Raw genomic sequence first — 15,291 nt, 5'->3', positions numbered from 1 at the left:
ACGCTTTGGCGATTCGTTGACGTTCGGTAAGCAATTGGGAAGTAGAAATCAAATTTTTACACTGATGAAAGCTTGGCGGATGGCCTGCGCTCCCATGATCGCCGATCTTCACTCTGAGGGAGTCGCTGGAGTTTTTGGCGCGAATGATTCGCAATGAGCGGGGAAATAGAGTCAATGAACCATAAGCATCGGACAGCTCTGCACGCCCTGTTCGCGCACCCAATGAGCAGCAACATTGATCCAAAGATTGTCAAGTCGATGTTGGAAGAGCTTGGCGCTGAAATTACTCACACCCGGCACAACCATTTAGTAGTAACGCTGAACGGCTGTACCCACGGATTTCACGACGCCCATCATAGCCTCCCAAAAGACGAGATTGCCGCCATGCGCAAATTTCTGACGGATGCCGGAATCGATCCTGCGCGCGACTACCCTCTGTAAATCCCGGACTGCCGGCCAAGAGTGTCTCTATCGCAGCTCATGAACACATTGTCTCCGACAAAGCTCGTCGAATGTCCGTTTGAAATTCGCGTCGATGGGATTTTGCACGACCGATTCTATGACGTCCGCGACGCAGTTGCCGTTGCCAGGCAGATCAAAGAAACGAAACGAGCCGCCGATGTCATGGTCATAGATGCGCGGACCAATAGACTGGTGGTTAAGGTCGACGACTGAACAAGGCTTCCTGCTGTGCGGCTCGCGGCGCCACGCACGAGAAGGCCCGGTCATTGCCGACCGGGGTGTAATTGGCCGGATATTTACAGGAGGCGACGACATGGCAAAAAAGAACCTGACCGACTACCTAGAGGAAAGACTTGCGGACGCTCGCCGGAGCCTGGCCTTGGCCGCAATCGACTTCTCGATCCCCGACGAAAAGATCCTCGAACTCCGAGAATCGATACGTCAAGAAGCCGCAGACGCTCAGCGCCTCAAAAAGAAAAAGAGCTTTCTGGGTTTCTTGGGAATCTGACGGAAGGCTGTCGCTTTCCCCGCCGTATCGATGCAGCGCGAAGTTTCTCCACCATGCTCTACTACACCATCAAGGTAGTCGTCTCTGCGCTGGTCGTCGTCGCCATCTCAGAAATCGCCAAGCGATCCGCTGGCTTCGCAGCTTTGGTCGCATCGCTTCCTCTCACCTCGTTGCTGGCGTTCATTTGGCTCCACGCCGAGGGCGCTCAACCACAGAAGATTGCTGACCTGTCCAACCAAATATTGTGGCTTATCTTCCCTTCGCTCCTCTTCTTTCTGTTGCTGCCCTTGTTGTTGAAGAACGGCGTGAACTTTTGGGCGAGTCTTGGGTTATCTGTCGCGGCAACTGCAGGTTCGTATCTGGCAATGCTGCCAGTGCTCCGCAGGCTGGGTGTTGCGCTGTAAAGTTCCGACAGGGGGTGTGCGGACGGGCTCTCCGGCGCCGACGCCAAGGCGGTCGCGCAGACAATCGCGAGGGCGCTGACGGGGGAAGCTGCTCCAAACGACTCAACGTTCTAAGGCACTGTTACGCGTCGACGTAGATGACGGACACGTCATTAGCATCAGCCCATCGACTGGACACTATGAGCGCAGATGCCTTGGAATCAAACGGCGAAGGGCGAAACACACGGGTGCCGCGGGGGCATTGGCAGACCCCGAAGGCCACCACCTTGCCTTCGACCGTTCTAATCAGAACGTAGTCGCTTTGATGTGAGACGATTTCGCCATTGCGGATGGCAACGAGTTCTGCCACGACGCGCTCCCTCTTCGCTGTAAGCGGGAGCACATCGCGTCTCTCAGCCGCCGACGGGCCTACGGTTCGGAATCCCCGACGATGTCCTTAAAATAGAGCAGTTTCGCGGGAGCGCCAGCCATGAGGGCTTGTTGCTTTCGTGGCGGCAAGGAAATGCTGCGATCTCTTGTTTGAAAACAAATGCTTCCGGCAGGCAGTTCAACGATGCCACTGCGCTGTTGTGCGTGCCGCCTGAGGATGCGTTGCAAGAATGGATCGTTTCGCCGCGGTCAATCGCTCGGGTGTCGGCGATACGGACGCGGCCTTGATCGAGCCACAAGGGCGGACGTTTACGTCGGCATAGCGCCATGAGCATACATCCAATGCAACACGGCTTGCCGGGCATGGACGCATCCTGGAATGGCAGGGGCCGAATATCACATGGATCGGCTGCGGCATTATCTGGGCGATTGTGTTGGCGATCCCGTTCTGGATGCGAACGAGTGGAGGGTAGGAGCGGTTGCCTGCCGTCAGCGTCGGAACGCTTGCGTCAAACTTGAAAGGCGAAAACTAGCAATGCTGAAGGGCCTCTTCGCTGATTCACACATAAATTTCGATCACGTTTGTCAGTGGTCGACTTGCCGTCAACGATCTAATTTCCTCAGTGGTCGAAGCGGCGGGGTGCGCCCGATCGGGAGGTAAAGGAAACATGTCATTGGCTTCCAGAGTCAAAGGCCTCATTCTTCGTCCCGACGAGGAATGGAAGATAATCGAAGCAGAATCTCCAAGTGTGCTGGAATTTTACCTGAAATATATCGTTTTTCTTGCAGCCATTCCGCCCTTCGCGAATTTTCTTGGCGCCTGGCTGTTCGGCGTTAGTCATGGCCGCGGCGTGGTCCATCCCGCCTTCGCCAGCGGAATGGCGCGGGCGGTCACGCAATATGTGCTGCTCATGCCGGCGGTCTATCTGGCCGCTTTCGTCATCTCGATGATCGCGCCGCATTTCGACGGCAAGAGCGACGATCTGAACGCGCTACGACTCGTCGCCTATTCCTATACGCCGGCCTTTTTGGCCTCGGGCTTCGGCATTCTGCCGGGGATGCGCTGGCTGGACGTGCTCGGCTTTTATGGCGTCTACATATTTTATCTCGGCATGCCGCGCATGCTGAAATGCCCCAAGGAAAACGCCGACGTGCTCACCATGATCGCGCTTTTCCTTGCGGTCGGCATCAGCGTGCTGCATGCCCGGCTCGTGGACTTTATCGCGCCCATGGCTCTGATGTGAATGACAAGTCGTGAACCTGGTTCACCGGACCGTTCGTAACCGGCCGTCGCACCTTACTGCAGAGAAAGCAGAAGAGAACATGTAGGTAATAAGCCGCAATGTCCGCACAGGGGTCACAAGCGGACGCATCTAAAGGAGCGGCGACAAAAAAATAGGACCACGTGAAGGCTGCTATGCTTGGGCGCGCGATGACCTCTGCTCCGCCTTACGCCCTGCCGCTGCGCATCCGCAAGACGCCGAGTCCTTCGTTGTCAAAATTGCCGGCTGCGGCGCGCTCGCCGATGTCAAATTTCAAAGACGATCCGGGCCGGCGCGGCCTCAATTCATTTTGTCGAGTCGCGGCGACATTGACGAGCGCAGCACGCCGGCGGCGCTGTCTGTGGCTCAATTGCGCGGCGCGCGTGGACTGTTAGGCTGATCGCAATCTCAACTCGCTGAAGCGGCCGGATTATCGCTGCCAACAATAAAGAAAACGGAGCTTGAGACAGTGAATGTCTCGTCTTCGTCGACCGCGCGAGGCGCAAGGCGTCGCCGTCGACTGACGAAGTAAATTGAGCCGCCGAGGCGCGCGCCGACGGATGCTCATGACCTCAGCTCATCTGGTCATTTCGCTCAACAGCGCGTGGATTTCATCTGGAAGCGGCTCGTGGATGACCGCATCGTAGGCGTCGCGCAGTTGCTTGCCGATCTTTTCGACGATTTCATGCGGGAGCGCCTTGCTCGCTGCGACGAATTCGATGTGGATTGTCATGTCCCCCTCCAAGTCCCTGCGGGACTGCCGATAGAGAATAGATATTGGGGGACGGTCCTCCCGCGAGACGGCAAATTGACGCGTGCAGGAATGCGGCGCGCGACCAAACGCATGCCGCGACGAGCCGCCTGCAGCAGTCCTACGCATATTTCCAGCAGACGACGGATATTTCCAGTATACTGCTAACATTTCCAATATACTGCCAATATTTCCGAAGGGTATTGCTCTACTGGACTGATAAGCCTTAGCGCCTACCTCCTGGTCTCAAGTTCTCACAAAGGAGACCTGGATGCGCAGTCTGAGAAACATGAGTTCTGCACTGGCGCTTTGCGCAGCAGTTGCAGTTTCCCTGATGCCGACCTCGTCCATCGCGGGCGTCATGAGCATCGCCGGCAAAGCGGCCGCCAGCCTTTCGGCGCCTCTCGATCGGGTCAACTGGCTGTCTCATCCGCAACGTCATCACAGCTGGCGTCATGGCTGCGCGCACTTCTCCTGCGGCATGCACATTGGGGTGAACCCGGCCAACGCGCCAGACTACTATGCTTTCGCCACGCCCTATCGCGCTCGGTGGTCGAGGAGCTACTTGCGCGCGCTGAGCCTCTACAAAGACGACGTCAACGCCCGGGAGGCCGCCGATGGTCTGCTGTCCGACTAGTCCTCCGACGGAGATTGGGAGCGAAGGCGCACGGACGTAGATCAGGCGTCGCCCCGGCGTCGTCCAAAACTCCCGTCGATCCGCTGGTCGACTGAATTTGACGGCGTCTGCTCCGCAGACCATCGGCCTTGAAACTGGATGATGGTCTGCGGGGATTTGCCACCCGTCGCGGATCAACGGGTTTCCAAAGTCTGCGATCTTGCGTGTAAGCGAGCGCCAGACCGTCATGGTCTGCGCGCCGGACGGAAAGAAATGGAGCCGTTGCGCCTGTCACCCAGCGCTGACAATGCACGCCAATATTCGCGTAATTAATTGATTTAAAAATATAAAACAGAATTGGATTTGCCCCGCCGTGTTAGGCTATGTTAGGCGCGGCGCCGCCGCCTAAACCGAAGGTCAGGGGCTCGAATCCCTTCGGGAGCGCCAATGAATTGCAACGCCTGTGGGCCTCGCCGCGTGATGACACAGCTGCGCATCGCGCAACGCGCCAATCGAACCTCGGCGGTCAACGCCGCGCGCTTTGGTTCCAATGGCTGCTCGGCGGAGGTCTTTGGCCAAGAGTTTAAGAATGGACGGGGCATTCGATGAACGACAAAGGCGAAGCAAAAGATGCGGCGAAAGCGCCGCGCCGCAGCGTTCGCATCACGGCCAACCTCATCATGATCGTGTTGTGTCTGCTGGTCGTGGAGGCCGGTTTTACGCTCTACTATTATCTATCTGAAGGAAAATTGACGGACCCGCAAACGCGCGAAGAAGCGCATAATACGTTCGTGGCGCAAATGGGGTCCAAGACCAACGCCAGATGCCGCTACATGGACACGGTCTATCCGCACCCTTATCTGACCAATGTTCACGTCGACAATCCGCCCTGCGAGAACACCAAATTCGAGTTGAACAATCTCGGCCTGTTCGGACGCGATTTCCCTTACAAGAAGGAAGGCGACGCGTTTCGCATCATGATCAGCGGCGGTTCGGTGGCGGCCATGTTTGGCCAATTGCACAAGGACAGGCCGAAATTTCTCGAAGAAGAACTCAACAAATGCTACGCGCCTCCGGAAGGCCGCAAGGCGTTCGAAGTTTATAACGGCGCCGACGGCGGCTGGAAGCAGCCGCAGCAGGCGATCATGACTCTGCTTTTCGGCGAAGTGTTCGACGGCATCGTAACGTTGGAAGGCTTCAACGAAAAAGACATGCTGCTCGAGAAATGGACGTCCTGGTCAAAGCGCTTCGAATGGCCGTCGAATAATTTCATCCTTGTGAATCCTGTCGCGTCCGGCAGCTATTTTCCGCTCCTCGGCGGCGCGGCGCTGAACTCCTTCTATTCGCTCTATTCCAGCACGCCGCTCCTGCGTTCGTCGAACGCGATCTATTTCTTCGTCGACGCGGCCCGCGCCAAGCTGAACGAATCGATCGTCAAGAACATGGCGTCGCTTCACAAGTCGCATCTGACGATCTTCTCCGTGCCCACGGCATGGAGCCGCAACGAGGTTTTCGAATACAATCTGGATCAGTATCGCAAGTATTTCAGAATGACCTCCGCGCTTGCCCAGGCGCAAGGCGCAAAAGTCGTGTTCTTCATCCAGCCCTCTCCAGTCTACGGCAAGACGCTGACGGAGGCGGAAAAAGGCGTTGTCGGCGATCTGAGCTACAAGGATCTGTATCTCAGCATGACGGAGACATTGCTCAAGCTGAAACAGGAGGGGATCGCCGTATATAGCCTGCTCGATGTTTTTTCGCAGGTTCCGGACACGGTCTACGCAGATCATATTCACTTCTTCGCCGACCCCGAGACGGGCGAAAGCATCGGCAACCGTCTTGTCGCCAAGGCGATCGCCGCGCGTCTCGCTGAGGAATGGCGGCTGAACAAGACATGTAACGACTAACGCGAATCCGACCCGCGGCGACGGCGTCGCCGCCGGCCCCTCCTGCGCCGCCGCCTCGCGACGGGAGACGTCGCCCGAACGGGTCGCGCCCGCCGGGCCAAGGCCGGTCATGCGGCCAGCGTCGCTCGCGCTATTTGCGCTGTCCGAGCGCCCTCTGACGGCGTCCGAGCGGCCCCATGGCCGCGCCTGTCCCGTGACGCCGCCGACAGCCACAAATTCCTCAACCCTGCCGCGACCGAGGCTTGGGCCAGTTTTGGCGCCAGGGTCTGGCTAGCACATAAATTATTGAAAAATATAATAATATTTACCATGCCGCCGCGCCGGCGCACGGCCATCGATAAGCTGGACCCAGCAGTTGATCGTCCCGTGGACCTTTAGCTCAGCTGCAGCAAGTGAATAATTAATGTGCAGTTTGATTAATCAATAGGCTTCTGATGATGCAGCTGAAGCCGGCTTTCCATTCAGGGACAGGGGAACGAAATGGAAAAAACAAGTCTCTTCAGGCCGGTCGCACTGGCCTTGGGCGCAATCATTGTTTTTGGCGCCTCGATGGCGCCAGCGGCGGCCGGCGGCTGGAAAGCGCAAACACACCCGCGCTACCATGAATTTTACGCCCTGGCGCCTTCGGAGTCGGAGCCGAGCGCGCCAACGCACCATGTCGGCGACTGCTATCGGACCAATAGCGCAGCGGAAGCCACGAGAGGCATCCGTCATTGGACGGGAGCCTGCGCCGGAGGCCATTGAGCCGCACAAGTTCCGTTGACGGCGCTCGTCGCACAGGTCGCAAAGGACGATAGCCTTGCGCCGTTGCGGCGAGCGCCTGACGCCATCGCCGAGCGCGCCTGCCGCGCGTCCCGACTCCGCCCCACTTCAGCGCCGGATCGTTTCGAGCGCCGATTGGAGCGGAGCCGGGCTGACCGTCAGTCCGCCGTTGAAGGGATTGTCGAGCGCCGCGATGAGAAACACGACGGAGCCGAGAAACAGGCCCATGGCGCCGCTGAGGATCAGATGAACATGCAGCTCCATGTCGAAAATGCACATCAGTCCAAGCAGAAGAATCGACCCTAGAAAGACGACTCGCCAAAGCTCCGACGGAATGCCGCTGCCGGCCGCAGCGATCAGATACCGGCGATGCTCGACGAGCGTATTCAGACGCGTGAAGGCTTCCGCCTGAATGATCTCCTCGCTTTTGAGCTTCGCCTGAAAACTCATCAGCGTCGCGAACAGCGCCTTGATCCCCGGCGAAGCGGAATTGGGATTCTGCGGCGGGCCGTCAGCCGGCGGACTGGCGGTTTGAACCGCTTCCCGGGCGTAGGCGTGCAGAGCGTTCTGCAGCGCGCCGCGCGTCGGTTGCGGAAACCCCTCGAAGTCGTGATGCAGGGCGGCGATGTTCAGCGCCTCCTTTGAAATGATGTCGTTGACCTCGGAGAAGTCCTGATAGGCTTCGACCGCGAGCAGTCCGAGAAGAATGCCGTAAATCGTCGAGAACGCCGCCAATGTCAGGCCGATCATCTCATTGGCGTTGCGGCGGCCGTGGACCCATTCATGCGCGGCCGCCCGAAAAACGAAGACGCCGAGCCAGGTCGCGGCCAGAAAGCCCAGGCAGAATAACGCCGCCATCTCGGTTGCTGACAGATATTTAAAAAACGCGGGCACCGGCGCCTCCTTCTTCGGCGGCGTTTGCTGACGCCGACGTCAGATTGTCAAAAGACGTCATCGATTGAACAGCCACAACAGCAGACTGACGACGACGCTCAAGATAAGCGACGTGGCGATCGGGACATAGAGGCGAAAATTGCCGCGTTCGAAAACAATGTCGCCAGGCAGACGTCCAAGGCCAAAGCGCTCGCCGATCATCCAAAGAACGCCGACGCCGACCAGGACGAGTCCGGCGACGATAAGAAACTTGGGCATGGCGAAAACCTCTCCTCGATTGACTGACCGCGAACGCTCGCCTCGCCGGCTGGCGCGCCGTTGAGAATTCGACCGTGGCGGCGGCGCGTTCAGCATCGTCCCCACTCGGTGACATATTGTCGCGAAGCCAGGAATTTCAGGGCCTTTCGCTTGACCGGGCGCCGCATCGAACGTTACGTGCCGGCGAAGGGTTCGGCGGTTGAATTTCGGGTTTCGCCTGCGGCGAACCGACGCAAACGAACCGACGGCGCATGGCGCGCCTCTTGCGGGAGCCTGTTGGAGACGCAGGCCGCGCGCTTCGCAAAGCAACCGTCTCGTTCGAATGTCGCTCCTGATGCGATCGCCGGCGCGCAGCGGCTGCGTGCGACTATTGAGGGTTTGATGAGGCCTGATCATATTTATCTCGCGATGACCGTGGTGAAGCACAGCACGCTGGCCGCCGCATGCATCTACGGGTTCAAGATCGTCTCATTTTTCGTCAAGACGTTCTAACGTCGCGCGCCGTTGCGCCGGCGCCGCCCTTCGCGCATAACCCTTCCACGCATTGATGCGACGGAAGGGCGCGGGTTCATGGCGGCGATTGACGGTCCGAGAGTGCAGGCGCGTTCCGGCAAGCCAAAGCAGCTTGTCGTTTTTCTTCACGGTTATGGCGCCGACGGCGCGGATCTCATCGAGATCGGCCGGCAATGGCGCTCCTTCCTTCCCGACGCCGATTTCGTTGCGCCGCATGCGCCCGAGCGATGCGCGGCGTCGCCGACCGGACGCCAGTGGTTTCCGCTCACCATGCGCGATCCGGAAGAGCGCTGGCGCGGCTGCGTTGCGGCGCGTCCGACGCTCGACGCCTTCCTCGACGCCGAACTCGCCAAGCGCGGCTTCGATGACAGCGCGCTGGCGCTCGTCGGATTCAGCCAGGGCACGATGATGGCGCTGCACACGGGGCTGCGCCGCGCGCGTGCGCCGCGCGCCATCCTCGGCTATTCCGGCCTCTATGTGCTGGGGCCGGCGCAGGACGGCGAGGAGGCTGTGGCCTATCCGAAACCGCCGGCGGTTCTCCTTGCGCATGGCGAAGAAGATGAAGTCATTCCGGTCGAGGCGCTGCTCATGTCCGCCAATGCGCTCGCCGACTCAGGCGTGCCGACGCAATGGCATCTTGCCGCCAGGCTCGGCCATGGCATCGATGAAACCGGGCTGATCCACGGGGCTTTGTTCCTGGCGCAATCCTTCGGAGTCGCGGTCGAATTCCGCCGCCGCTGAGGCGCGCGCCGCGTCGGGGACGTCTTGCGGCCCCCTTCCGGCGCAAAGCGAAAAATATGCGCCTATGCGCCTTCCAGCCCCGCCTCGGCGCCGGCGGGCTCCATCGCCGGCTCAAGTTCGAGCGGAACGCGGCGCACGGCGCGGCGCGTGATCGGGCGATAGAGCTGCTTCGTCGCCTCGACGATATGCACGCCGCCGCCCGGCAGCGAGAAGCGGCCGGCGATGCGCTCGAAAGCCGGCGCCGAGCGCAGCAGCGACGCGCGCTGGAATGGCGGCACATAGAGCGCCTCATCCCAATACAGCGGCAGGAATTGCGCCTCCTGCAGCAATTGCTGCAGCTGGCCGCGCGAATAGGGATGGCCTTGTCCGAAGGGCGTCGTGTCGACGCGCGCCCAAAGTCCGGTGCGGCTCGGCGCGACGATCAGCACGCGGCCGCCCGCCGCAAGAATGCGCCAGACCTCTTCGAGCAGATCATGCGGGTGCTCGTCGGTCTCGAGCGCATGCACGATCAGGATGCGATCCATGCTGGCGTCGGGCAGCGGCGTCATCGACGGCTCGACCAGCGCCGTGGCGGAGCGCCCGTCGAGCGGCCAGTGGACGACGCCCTGCGTCGCCGGCATGAAGGCGAGAACGCGCTGCGCCTTCTCTCGAAAACCGTCGAGATAGGGCGTGGCGTAGCCGATGCCGAGCACGCACAGGCCTGAATGATCCTGCCAGCGCGCGCGCACCAGCCGCGACACGAGACGGCGGGCCACCTCCCCCAGCGCCGTATCGTAAAAAGCGCGCAAATCGACGACGTCGAGCATGGCGTCGATCATCGGCGCAATCGATGAGTGGCGCAAGACGCTCGCGCCGCCGCCGCCCGCCGGTCGCATTTCTTGGCCAAGCCCTGTTATGATATGCCGCCTTACGAGGAGACCATGTTTCATGGCGTTGGAAGTCGCGCAGTTCATCTGCCTGAACGACAATTTCGGCCTGCTCGCCCATGAGCCGGAACGCGGCGCGACGGCAAGCGTCGACGCGCCCGACGGCGAAGCGATCGCCGATGAGGCCGAGCGGCGCGGCTGGCCTTTGACGCATCTGCTGCTCACCCATCACCACGCCGATCACGTTCAGGGAACGCAGACGCTCAAGGCGCGCTTTCCGCGGATGAAGGTCATCGGCGCCGCCAAGGACGCGCATCGCCTTCCCCCGCTCGATCGCGCAGTCTCGGAAGGGGACGTAGTCGAGGTCGGCGCCGCGCGCGCGCGCGTCATCGAAACGCCTGGCCACACGCTTGGCCACATCGCCTATTACTTCGGCGCCGATGAAATATTGTTCGTCGGCGACACGCTGTTCTCGCTCGGCTGCGGCCGCGTTTTCGAGGGCACCATGGACATGATGCGGCTGACGCTCGAAATGCTCGCCAATCTGCCCGCCGAAACGCGCATTTACTGCGGCCATGAATATACCCAGGCCAACGCCAATTTTGCGCTCACCGTCGATCCGGACAATCCCGTGCTGCGCGCGCGGGCGCAAACCGTCGCCGATCTGCGCAATCAGGGAAAATTCACCCTGCCGACGACGATCGCGCTCGAAAATGCGACCAATCCCTTTCTGAGGGTCGAGGATCCGAGCGTAAAAGCCGCCATGGGCATGCCGAACGCCAATCCATTCGCCGTCTTCGCGGCGATGCGCGAGCGCAAGAACAATTTCGCCGCATGACGAACGCGCTCTCAACGCAGGAGATCGTGCGGCTTCTCGATCTCGCTCCCCATCCCGAAGGCGGCTTCTATCACCAGACCTTTCGTGATTCCGTGTCGGTCGCCGGCGCCCGCGCCGCCTCCACGGCGATCTACTATCTGCTCCCGGGCGGCGGAATATCGCACTGGCATCGGGTCGACGCCGCCGAGGTCTGGCATTTTTATCAGGGCGCGCCGCTCGAGCTCAAGATCGCTGCGCAGGGCGCGCCGACCGAGATTTTGCGTCTCGGCCCGACGCTTGCGGCGGGCGAGCGGCCGCAAGCCGTGGTGCCTGCAGGCTTTTGGCAGTCGGCAAAAAGTCTCGGCCGCGAGCCAGATGACTGGACCCTCGTCGGCTGCACGGTAGCGCCGGGCTTCGAATTCGCCGGCTTCGAACTCGCGCCAGCCGATTTTTCGCCCGACGCGCCGGCCTGAACGCAGCCGCTTTCCGCCACGCTGGGCTTTGACCGACCCGGCGGATAGTGTATCGGGTCGCAGGCAAAATAAGCAAAATAAGAGGAAATGCCCGAATGTGCTGGAGTGGAGAGGCGTCAATGGTGTTGGCGGCGACGGGGATCGCCGGCGCGGCCTATTCGGCGCTCAAGAAGGATCCCGAACCGCTCGCTCTCTGGGTGTGCCTTCTCTATTTCGCCAGCATGGAGTCGCTTCAGGCGGTCGCCTATACGGTCCTCAACCAATGCGACTCGCCGCTAAATCAATTGATGACCATGTTCGGTTATCTACACATAACGTTTCAGCCCTTCTTTATTAACGCGGTCGCGCTGTATTTCATGCCCAAGGACAGCGCGCGCATCATCGCGCCCTGGGCCTATTTTGGCTGTTTCGTCGCGGCGATCGCTATGCTGCTCCAGCTCTATCCCTTCGCCTGGGCGGGCCACTGCGCCGCTGGACGGCCGCTGTGCGGCGACATGCTCTGCACGGTGCGCGGCGAATGGCACATCGCCTGGCTGCTGCCGACCAACGGCATCGGCAACTCAATGGCCGACAACGCCTATCTCGGACGCGGCTTCATCGAATATCCGCTGATGGCCTTCTACATCCCGTCGCTTTACGGCAGCTGGCGCTTCATCCTGTTCTCATGGGTCGCCGGTCCGTTTCTGGCGAGTCTGACGACGGGCAACATCAACGAATGGCCTGCCGTCTGGTGCCTGTTCTCGATCGGACTGGTGCTCGCCATCATCAAGACGCCGCTGCGCTACCACCTGCATGTCGGCGATCCGTGGTGGATGATGCTCTATAAATGGTGGAAGCGGCGGAGAGCGGCCGCGACGGCCGCCGCCGCCGCGCTGGAGACCGAGCCGCCGGCGCTCATCGCGGAAGTCAAAGAGCCGGCCGAGTAATCAGTCGATCGCGTTGACGACGCCGCCGACGAGATTTTCGGTCAGGAGCGACTCGGTGGTGAGTTCGGGCGACAGGGGCGCGCGCGTTGCGCCGGCCTCGATCGCGGCGACATAGGCGCAGCGGGCGGCGACGGCTTCGTCCCAATCCACGGCGCGAAACGACAGATCGTCGCCCGGACGCAATTGCGCGAGCCGGCCGAGGTGGGCGCCGATGACCGTCGCGATTTTCGGATAGCCGCCCGTCGGCTGCCGGTCGGCCATCAGCGCGAGCGGCGCGCCGTCGCCCGGAATCTGGATCGCGCCCATGGCGACGCCGTCGGAGACGATGTCATGCCCGCTAAGGTGCCGAATCGCCGGCCCCTCCAGCCGATAGGCCATGCGATCGCTGCGCGCGCCGATGCGCCACCGCGCGTTCAGGAAGGCGTCGATCTCGTCCGATGCGAAATAGTCGGCCTGCGGTCCAGGCAGCACCCCGATCGGCGCGTCGCTCGGGGCGAGCCAAGGCGCCGTCAGCGCCAGCGGCGCGAGCGGCGGCGGCCCGGCTTCGGCGAGCCTCAGCGCGTCGCCGGCAGCCAGCGGTTTGGGCCCGAGCCCCGAGCGCGCATGCGTCGCGCGAGAGCCGAGGGTTGGCGCAAGGTCGAGAATTCCCCCCACCGCGACGTAACACCAGGCCCCCGACGATCCCGCACGCAGGACGAGCCGCGCATCCGGGGCCAGCGGCAGCAGGCAGGCCGGCGGCAGCGGCCGGCCGTCGAGCCTGATGTCGAAATCGCCTCCCGCGACGGCGACGCACAGCGTCGCGCCTTCCGCTCGAAACGCCGCCCCGCCGAGCGAAACCTCGACCGCGCTGTCGGCGCCGGCGGCGCGCGTCGCGGCCAGATAGGCCCCCGGATCCATCGGCCCCGCAGGCGTGACGCCGTAGCGCGAATGTCCGAAGCGGCCCGCGTCCTGAAGAGTGACGCCGGGTCCGGCGGCGTCGATCAGCAGCCGCCCACTCATCGGAGCGCCTCCCGGCGCGCCACCGTTTCCCCCGCAAAGGCGCGCGCGTCGAGCGCCTGGAAGGTCTCGGCGTCTATCGGTTCGAAGCGTACCGCGTCACCCGGCGCGACGAGAAACGGCGGGTCGCGCCGCAACGCGAACATGCGCTCGGGCGTGCGGCCGACGACATACCAGCCGGTCGGCATGGGGCTGGCGGCGATGAGCGAAAGCGCGCCGCCGATCAGCGCCGCGCCCTGTGGCGTCGGACCGCGCGGGCTGGCCCGACGCGGGATCGCGAGCGCCTGTGGAAGCCCCCCGAGATAGCACCAGCCCGGCGCGAACCCATACATGTAGGCGCGATAGTCGGCGCCCGCGTGCAGTTCCCCCAGCGCGTGCGCCGTCCGCCCCAGCAGCGCGGCGGCCTCGACGATATCCTCCGCGAGCGCCGGGTCGTAGCAGCACGGCATTGTCCAGCGCGCAGAGGGCTGGAGCGTCTCCGGATCGGCAGGCGGATCGGAAGGCGCAATCAGCCCTTCGATCGCGGCGATCAGCGCGTCGCGGGAAATTTCGAGCGGCTCGTAACGCAGAAAGAGCGCGCGATAGGTGGGCGTGGTTTCGCGCAGTCCGGGCGGCGGCGCGGCGCGAAGACATGCGTCGAGCGCCAGAACGCGCGCATTGATCACGGGATCGACGCTGTCGCCAAACTCCACTGAAAGCGCCGCCTCGCCGCAATCGAGAAAGCGCGGCGTCTCATATTTCATTGCGATCAGGCTCCTGCGAAGGCGCGTAGCGTCCAGCCGTCGCCTTCGAGCGCCGCGCGCAGGCTTCGGGCCAGTTCCACCGCGAGCGGCGTATCGCCGTGAACGCAGACCGAATCGATCGGCGTCGGCAGAAGCTTGCCGCTGACGGTCTTCAGACCGCCGTTCGCGAGCATGTCGCGCACGCGCGCGCCGGCTCTTTCGATGTCCTCGATGACGGCGCCTTCCTGCGACCTCGGCTGCAGTCGACCGTCGTCCAGATAGGCCCGGTCGGCAAAGATCTCGTTGACGACGCTCAGCCCGGCGCGCGCCCCCGCGCGCGTCTGCTCGGACAACGCAATGGCGAGCAGCGCGAGCGACGGATCGACGCCGCGGATTGCGCGAGCGATTGCGTCGGCGACATCGGCCTCGCGCTCGGCGATATTGGCGAGCGCGCCATGCGCCTTCACATGCGTGATCCGATGTCCGCTCAAGGTGGCCAGCGCTTGCGCCGCGCCCAGCTGATAGGCGACGGCGCGCTCGATCTCCCGCGCCGTCATGGGCAACGTGCGCCGGCCGAACCCTGCGAGATCCGGAAAGGCGACATGGGCGCCGACGGCGACGCTCTTTTCCCTGGCGCGTTCAAATGTCGACGCCATGATGTCGGGGTCGCCGGCATGGAAGCCGCAGGCGACATTCGCGCTCGTCACAATGTCGAGCATGGCGGCGTCGTCGCCCATGCGCCACTGGCCGAACCCTTCTCCAAGGTCGGCGTTAAGATCGACGGCGCGTTTGGCTGGGCTCATGGACGATTCTTCGCCTCCGATGGCGGCCTGCGACATTGGCGCAACGCCGCCGCGACGGCAACGCGCGGCGCCTGGTCGGCGGCGGTTGCCCGCGATCGGTCTTCAAAGCCGCGCTTTCGCCGCATGACAGGGCTTCCGGCGCGGCGCGCAGCAGCATAAACCCGCACAAATAGGGCCTGGCGGCGCTTGACAAAGACAGTCCCCTTTGGTGAAGCTGTATCGCGGCGAAGCCGGAAAAAAGAGC

Annotated in this window: 17 protein-coding genes; 10 read left to right on the top strand and 7 right to left on the bottom strand. The window is 62.2% G+C overall.

From position 1 onward, the window contains the following. The first annotated feature begins 222 nt into the window (after nt 1-222). The 4 genes from AB7F41_RS04540 (at nt 223) to AB7F41_RS04525 (ending at nt 2,987) form a co-directional block, all read left to right on the top strand. Nucleotides 223-441, top strand: coding sequence for a hypothetical protein (locus AB7F41_RS04540; RefSeq protein ID WP_428383561.1), 219 nt, complete (start codon nt 223-225; stop codon nt 439-441). A gap of 334 nt (nt 442-775) precedes the next feature. Then, on the top strand, nt 776-970 hold the full coding sequence (locus AB7F41_RS04535) for a hypothetical protein (RefSeq protein ID WP_428382063.1): 195 nt from the start codon (nt 776-778) through the stop codon (nt 968-970). Nucleotides 971-1,023: 53 nt separating this feature from the next. Beyond that, entirely contained in the window at nt 1,024-1,374 is a 351-nt protein-coding gene (locus tag AB7F41_RS04530; protein ID WP_428382061.1) for a DUF3147 family protein, read from the top strand. 1,037 nt (nt 1,375-2,411) lie between these two features. After that, entirely contained in the window at nt 2,412-2,987 is a 576-nt protein-coding gene (locus tag AB7F41_RS04525) for a Yip1 family protein (RefSeq protein WP_428382059.1), read from the top strand. Between the two features lie 595 nt (nt 2,988-3,582). Here AB7F41_RS04525 and AB7F41_RS04520 read toward each other — a convergent pair. Further along, on the bottom strand, nt 3,583-3,738 hold the full coding sequence (locus tag AB7F41_RS04520) for a NepR family anti-sigma factor (RefSeq protein WP_428382057.1): 156 nt from the start codon (nt 3,736-3,738) through the stop codon (nt 3,583-3,585). 352 nt (nt 3,739-4,090) lie between these two features. Between AB7F41_RS04520 and AB7F41_RS04515 the strand changes: the two genes are divergently transcribed. Beyond that, nucleotides 4,091-4,393: a hypothetical protein gene (locus AB7F41_RS04515; protein ID WP_428406448.1), complete on the top strand. Its 303-nt coding sequence runs from the start codon at nt 4,091-4,093 to the stop codon at nt 4,391-4,393. A 584-nt stretch (nt 4,394-4,977) separates the two neighbouring features. Continuing rightward, nucleotides 4,978-6,276, top strand: coding sequence for a hypothetical protein (locus tag AB7F41_RS04510; RefSeq protein WP_428382053.1), 1,299 nt, complete (start codon nt 4,978-4,980; stop codon nt 6,274-6,276). Nucleotides 6,277-7,146: 870 nt separating this feature from the next. Here AB7F41_RS04510 and AB7F41_RS04505 read toward each other — a convergent pair. Both AB7F41_RS04505 and AB7F41_RS04500 read right to left on the bottom strand, forming a co-directional pair. Continuing rightward, a complete protein-coding gene (locus tag AB7F41_RS04505; protein ID WP_428382051.1) occupies nt 7,147-7,932 on the bottom strand; it encodes a hypothetical protein in 786 nt (261 codons plus the stop codon). 57 nt (nt 7,933-7,989) lie between these two features. After that, entirely contained in the window at nt 7,990-8,190 is a 201-nt protein-coding gene (locus AB7F41_RS04500) for a DUF2905 domain-containing protein (RefSeq protein WP_428382049.1), read from the bottom strand. 570 nt (nt 8,191-8,760) lie between these two features. On the opposite strand from AB7F41_RS04500, the gene AB7F41_RS04495 reads away from it, so the two are divergent. Then, nucleotides 8,761-9,444, top strand: a complete 684-nt coding sequence (locus tag AB7F41_RS04495) for an alpha/beta hydrolase (protein ID WP_428382047.1) — start codon at nt 8,761-8,763, stop codon at nt 9,442-9,444. Nucleotides 9,445-9,506: 62 nt separating this feature from the next. Here AB7F41_RS04495 and AB7F41_RS04490 read toward each other — a convergent pair whose 3' ends face one another. Continuing rightward, on the bottom strand, nt 9,507-10,262 hold the full coding sequence (locus AB7F41_RS04490) for a class I SAM-dependent methyltransferase (RefSeq protein ID WP_428382065.1): 756 nt from the start codon (nt 10,260-10,262) through the stop codon (nt 9,507-9,509). Nucleotides 10,263-10,371: 109 nt separating this feature from the next. On the opposite strand from AB7F41_RS04490, the gene gloB reads away from it, so the two are divergent. The 3 genes from gloB to AB7F41_RS04475 all read left to right on the top strand — a co-directional run bounded on the left by gloB (nt 10,372) and on the right by AB7F41_RS04475 (nt 12,526). Further along, nucleotides 10,372-11,148, top strand: a complete 777-nt coding sequence (gene gloB / locus AB7F41_RS04485) for a hydroxyacylglutathione hydrolase (protein WP_428382045.1) — start codon at nt 10,372-10,374, stop codon at nt 11,146-11,148. Next, nucleotides 11,145-11,600: a cupin domain-containing protein gene (locus tag AB7F41_RS04480; RefSeq protein WP_428382043.1), complete on the top strand. Its 456-nt coding sequence runs from the start codon at nt 11,145-11,147 to the stop codon at nt 11,598-11,600. Before gloB ends, AB7F41_RS04480 begins: the two co-directional genes overlap by 4 nt. 95 nt (nt 11,601-11,695) lie before the next feature. After that, nucleotides 11,696-12,526: a DUF5765 domain-containing protein gene (locus AB7F41_RS04475; protein WP_428406447.1), complete on the top strand. Its 831-nt coding sequence runs from the start codon at nt 11,696-11,698 to the stop codon at nt 12,524-12,526. Here AB7F41_RS04475 and AB7F41_RS04470 read toward each other — a convergent pair whose 3' ends face one another. From AB7F41_RS04470 to AB7F41_RS04460, 3 genes are read right to left on the bottom strand one after another with little or no spacing between them, the layout of a single operon-like run. Continuing rightward, the gene (locus AB7F41_RS04470) at nt 12,527-13,525 is read right to left on the bottom strand and encodes a biotin-dependent carboxyltransferase family protein (RefSeq protein ID WP_428382039.1); all 999 of its coding nucleotides are present in this window, start codon (nt 13,523-13,525) and stop codon (nt 12,527-12,529) included. Beyond that, nucleotides 13,522-14,265, bottom strand: a complete 744-nt coding sequence (locus tag AB7F41_RS04465) for a 5-oxoprolinase subunit B family protein (protein ID WP_428382037.1) — start codon at nt 14,263-14,265, stop codon at nt 13,522-13,524. Before AB7F41_RS04465 ends, AB7F41_RS04470 begins: the two co-directional genes overlap by 4 nt. Nucleotides 14,266-14,270: 5 nt before the next feature. Then, nucleotides 14,271-15,047: a LamB/YcsF family protein gene (locus AB7F41_RS04460; RefSeq protein WP_428382035.1), complete on the bottom strand. Its 777-nt coding sequence runs from the start codon at nt 15,045-15,047 to the stop codon at nt 14,271-14,273. Nucleotides 15,048-15,291: the final 244 nt, after the last annotated feature.

Source organism: Methylocystis sp. (assembly GCF_050251305.1).
Taxonomy (GTDB): domain Bacteria; phylum Pseudomonadota; class Alphaproteobacteria; order Rhizobiales; family Beijerinckiaceae; genus Methylocystis.
The sequence above is the reverse complement of the archived record's forward strand: the minus strand, read 5'-3'. Positions and strand labels throughout refer to the sequence as shown.

What these genes read in the sequence shown, in the direction of transcription:
- AB7F41_RS04540 (WP_428383561.1), top strand. Translation starts at nt 223, where the DNA reads ATGAGCAGCAACATTGATCCAAAGATTGTCAAGTCGATGTTGGAAGAG.
- AB7F41_RS04535 (WP_428382063.1), top strand. Translation starts at nt 776, where the DNA reads ATGGCAAAAAAGAACCTGACCGACTACCTAGAGGAAAGACTTGCGGAC.
- AB7F41_RS04530 (WP_428382061.1), top strand. Translation starts at nt 1,024, where the DNA reads ATGCTCTACTACACCATCAAGGTAGTCGTCTCTGCGCTGGTCGTCGTC.
- AB7F41_RS04525 (WP_428382059.1), top strand. Translation starts at nt 2,412, where the DNA reads ATGTCATTGGCTTCCAGAGTCAAAGGCCTCATTCTTCGTCCCGACGAG.
- AB7F41_RS04520 (WP_428382057.1), bottom strand. Translation starts at nt 3,738, where the DNA reads ATGACAATCCACATCGAATTCGTCGCAGCGAGCAAGGCGCTCCCGCAT.
- AB7F41_RS04515 (WP_428406448.1), top strand. Translation starts at nt 4,091, where the DNA reads ATGCCGACCTCGTCCATCGCGGGCGTCATGAGCATCGCCGGCAAAGCG.
- AB7F41_RS04510 (WP_428382053.1), top strand. Translation starts at nt 4,978, where the DNA reads ATGAACGACAAAGGCGAAGCAAAAGATGCGGCGAAAGCGCCGCGCCGC.
- AB7F41_RS04500 (WP_428382049.1), bottom strand. Translation starts at nt 8,190, where the DNA reads ATGCCCAAGTTTCTTATCGTCGCCGGACTCGTCCTGGTCGGCGTCGGC.
- AB7F41_RS04495 (WP_428382047.1), top strand. Translation starts at nt 8,761, where the DNA reads ATGGCGGCGATTGACGGTCCGAGAGTGCAGGCGCGTTCCGGCAAGCCA.
- AB7F41_RS04490 (WP_428382065.1), bottom strand. Translation starts at nt 10,262, where the DNA reads ATGATCGACGCCATGCTCGACGTCGTCGATTTGCGCGCTTTTTACGAT.
- gloB (WP_428382045.1), top strand. Translation starts at nt 10,372, where the DNA reads ATGGCGTTGGAAGTCGCGCAGTTCATCTGCCTGAACGACAATTTCGGC.
- AB7F41_RS04480 (WP_428382043.1), top strand. Translation starts at nt 11,145, where the DNA reads ATGACGAACGCGCTCTCAACGCAGGAGATCGTGCGGCTTCTCGATCTC.
- AB7F41_RS04475 (WP_428406447.1), top strand. Translation starts at nt 11,696, where the DNA reads ATGTGCTGGAGTGGAGAGGCGTCAATGGTGTTGGCGGCGACGGGGATC.
- AB7F41_RS04470 (WP_428382039.1), bottom strand. Translation starts at nt 13,525, where the DNA reads ATGAGTGGGCGGCTGCTGATCGACGCCGCCGGACCCGGCGTCACTCTT.
- AB7F41_RS04465 (WP_428382037.1), bottom strand. Translation starts at nt 14,265, where the DNA reads ATGAAATATGAGACGCCGCGCTTTCTCGATTGCGGCGAGGCGGCGCTT.
- AB7F41_RS04460 (WP_428382035.1), bottom strand. Translation starts at nt 15,047, where the DNA reads ATGAGCCCAGCCAAACGCGCCGTCGATCTTAACGCCGACCTTGGAGAA.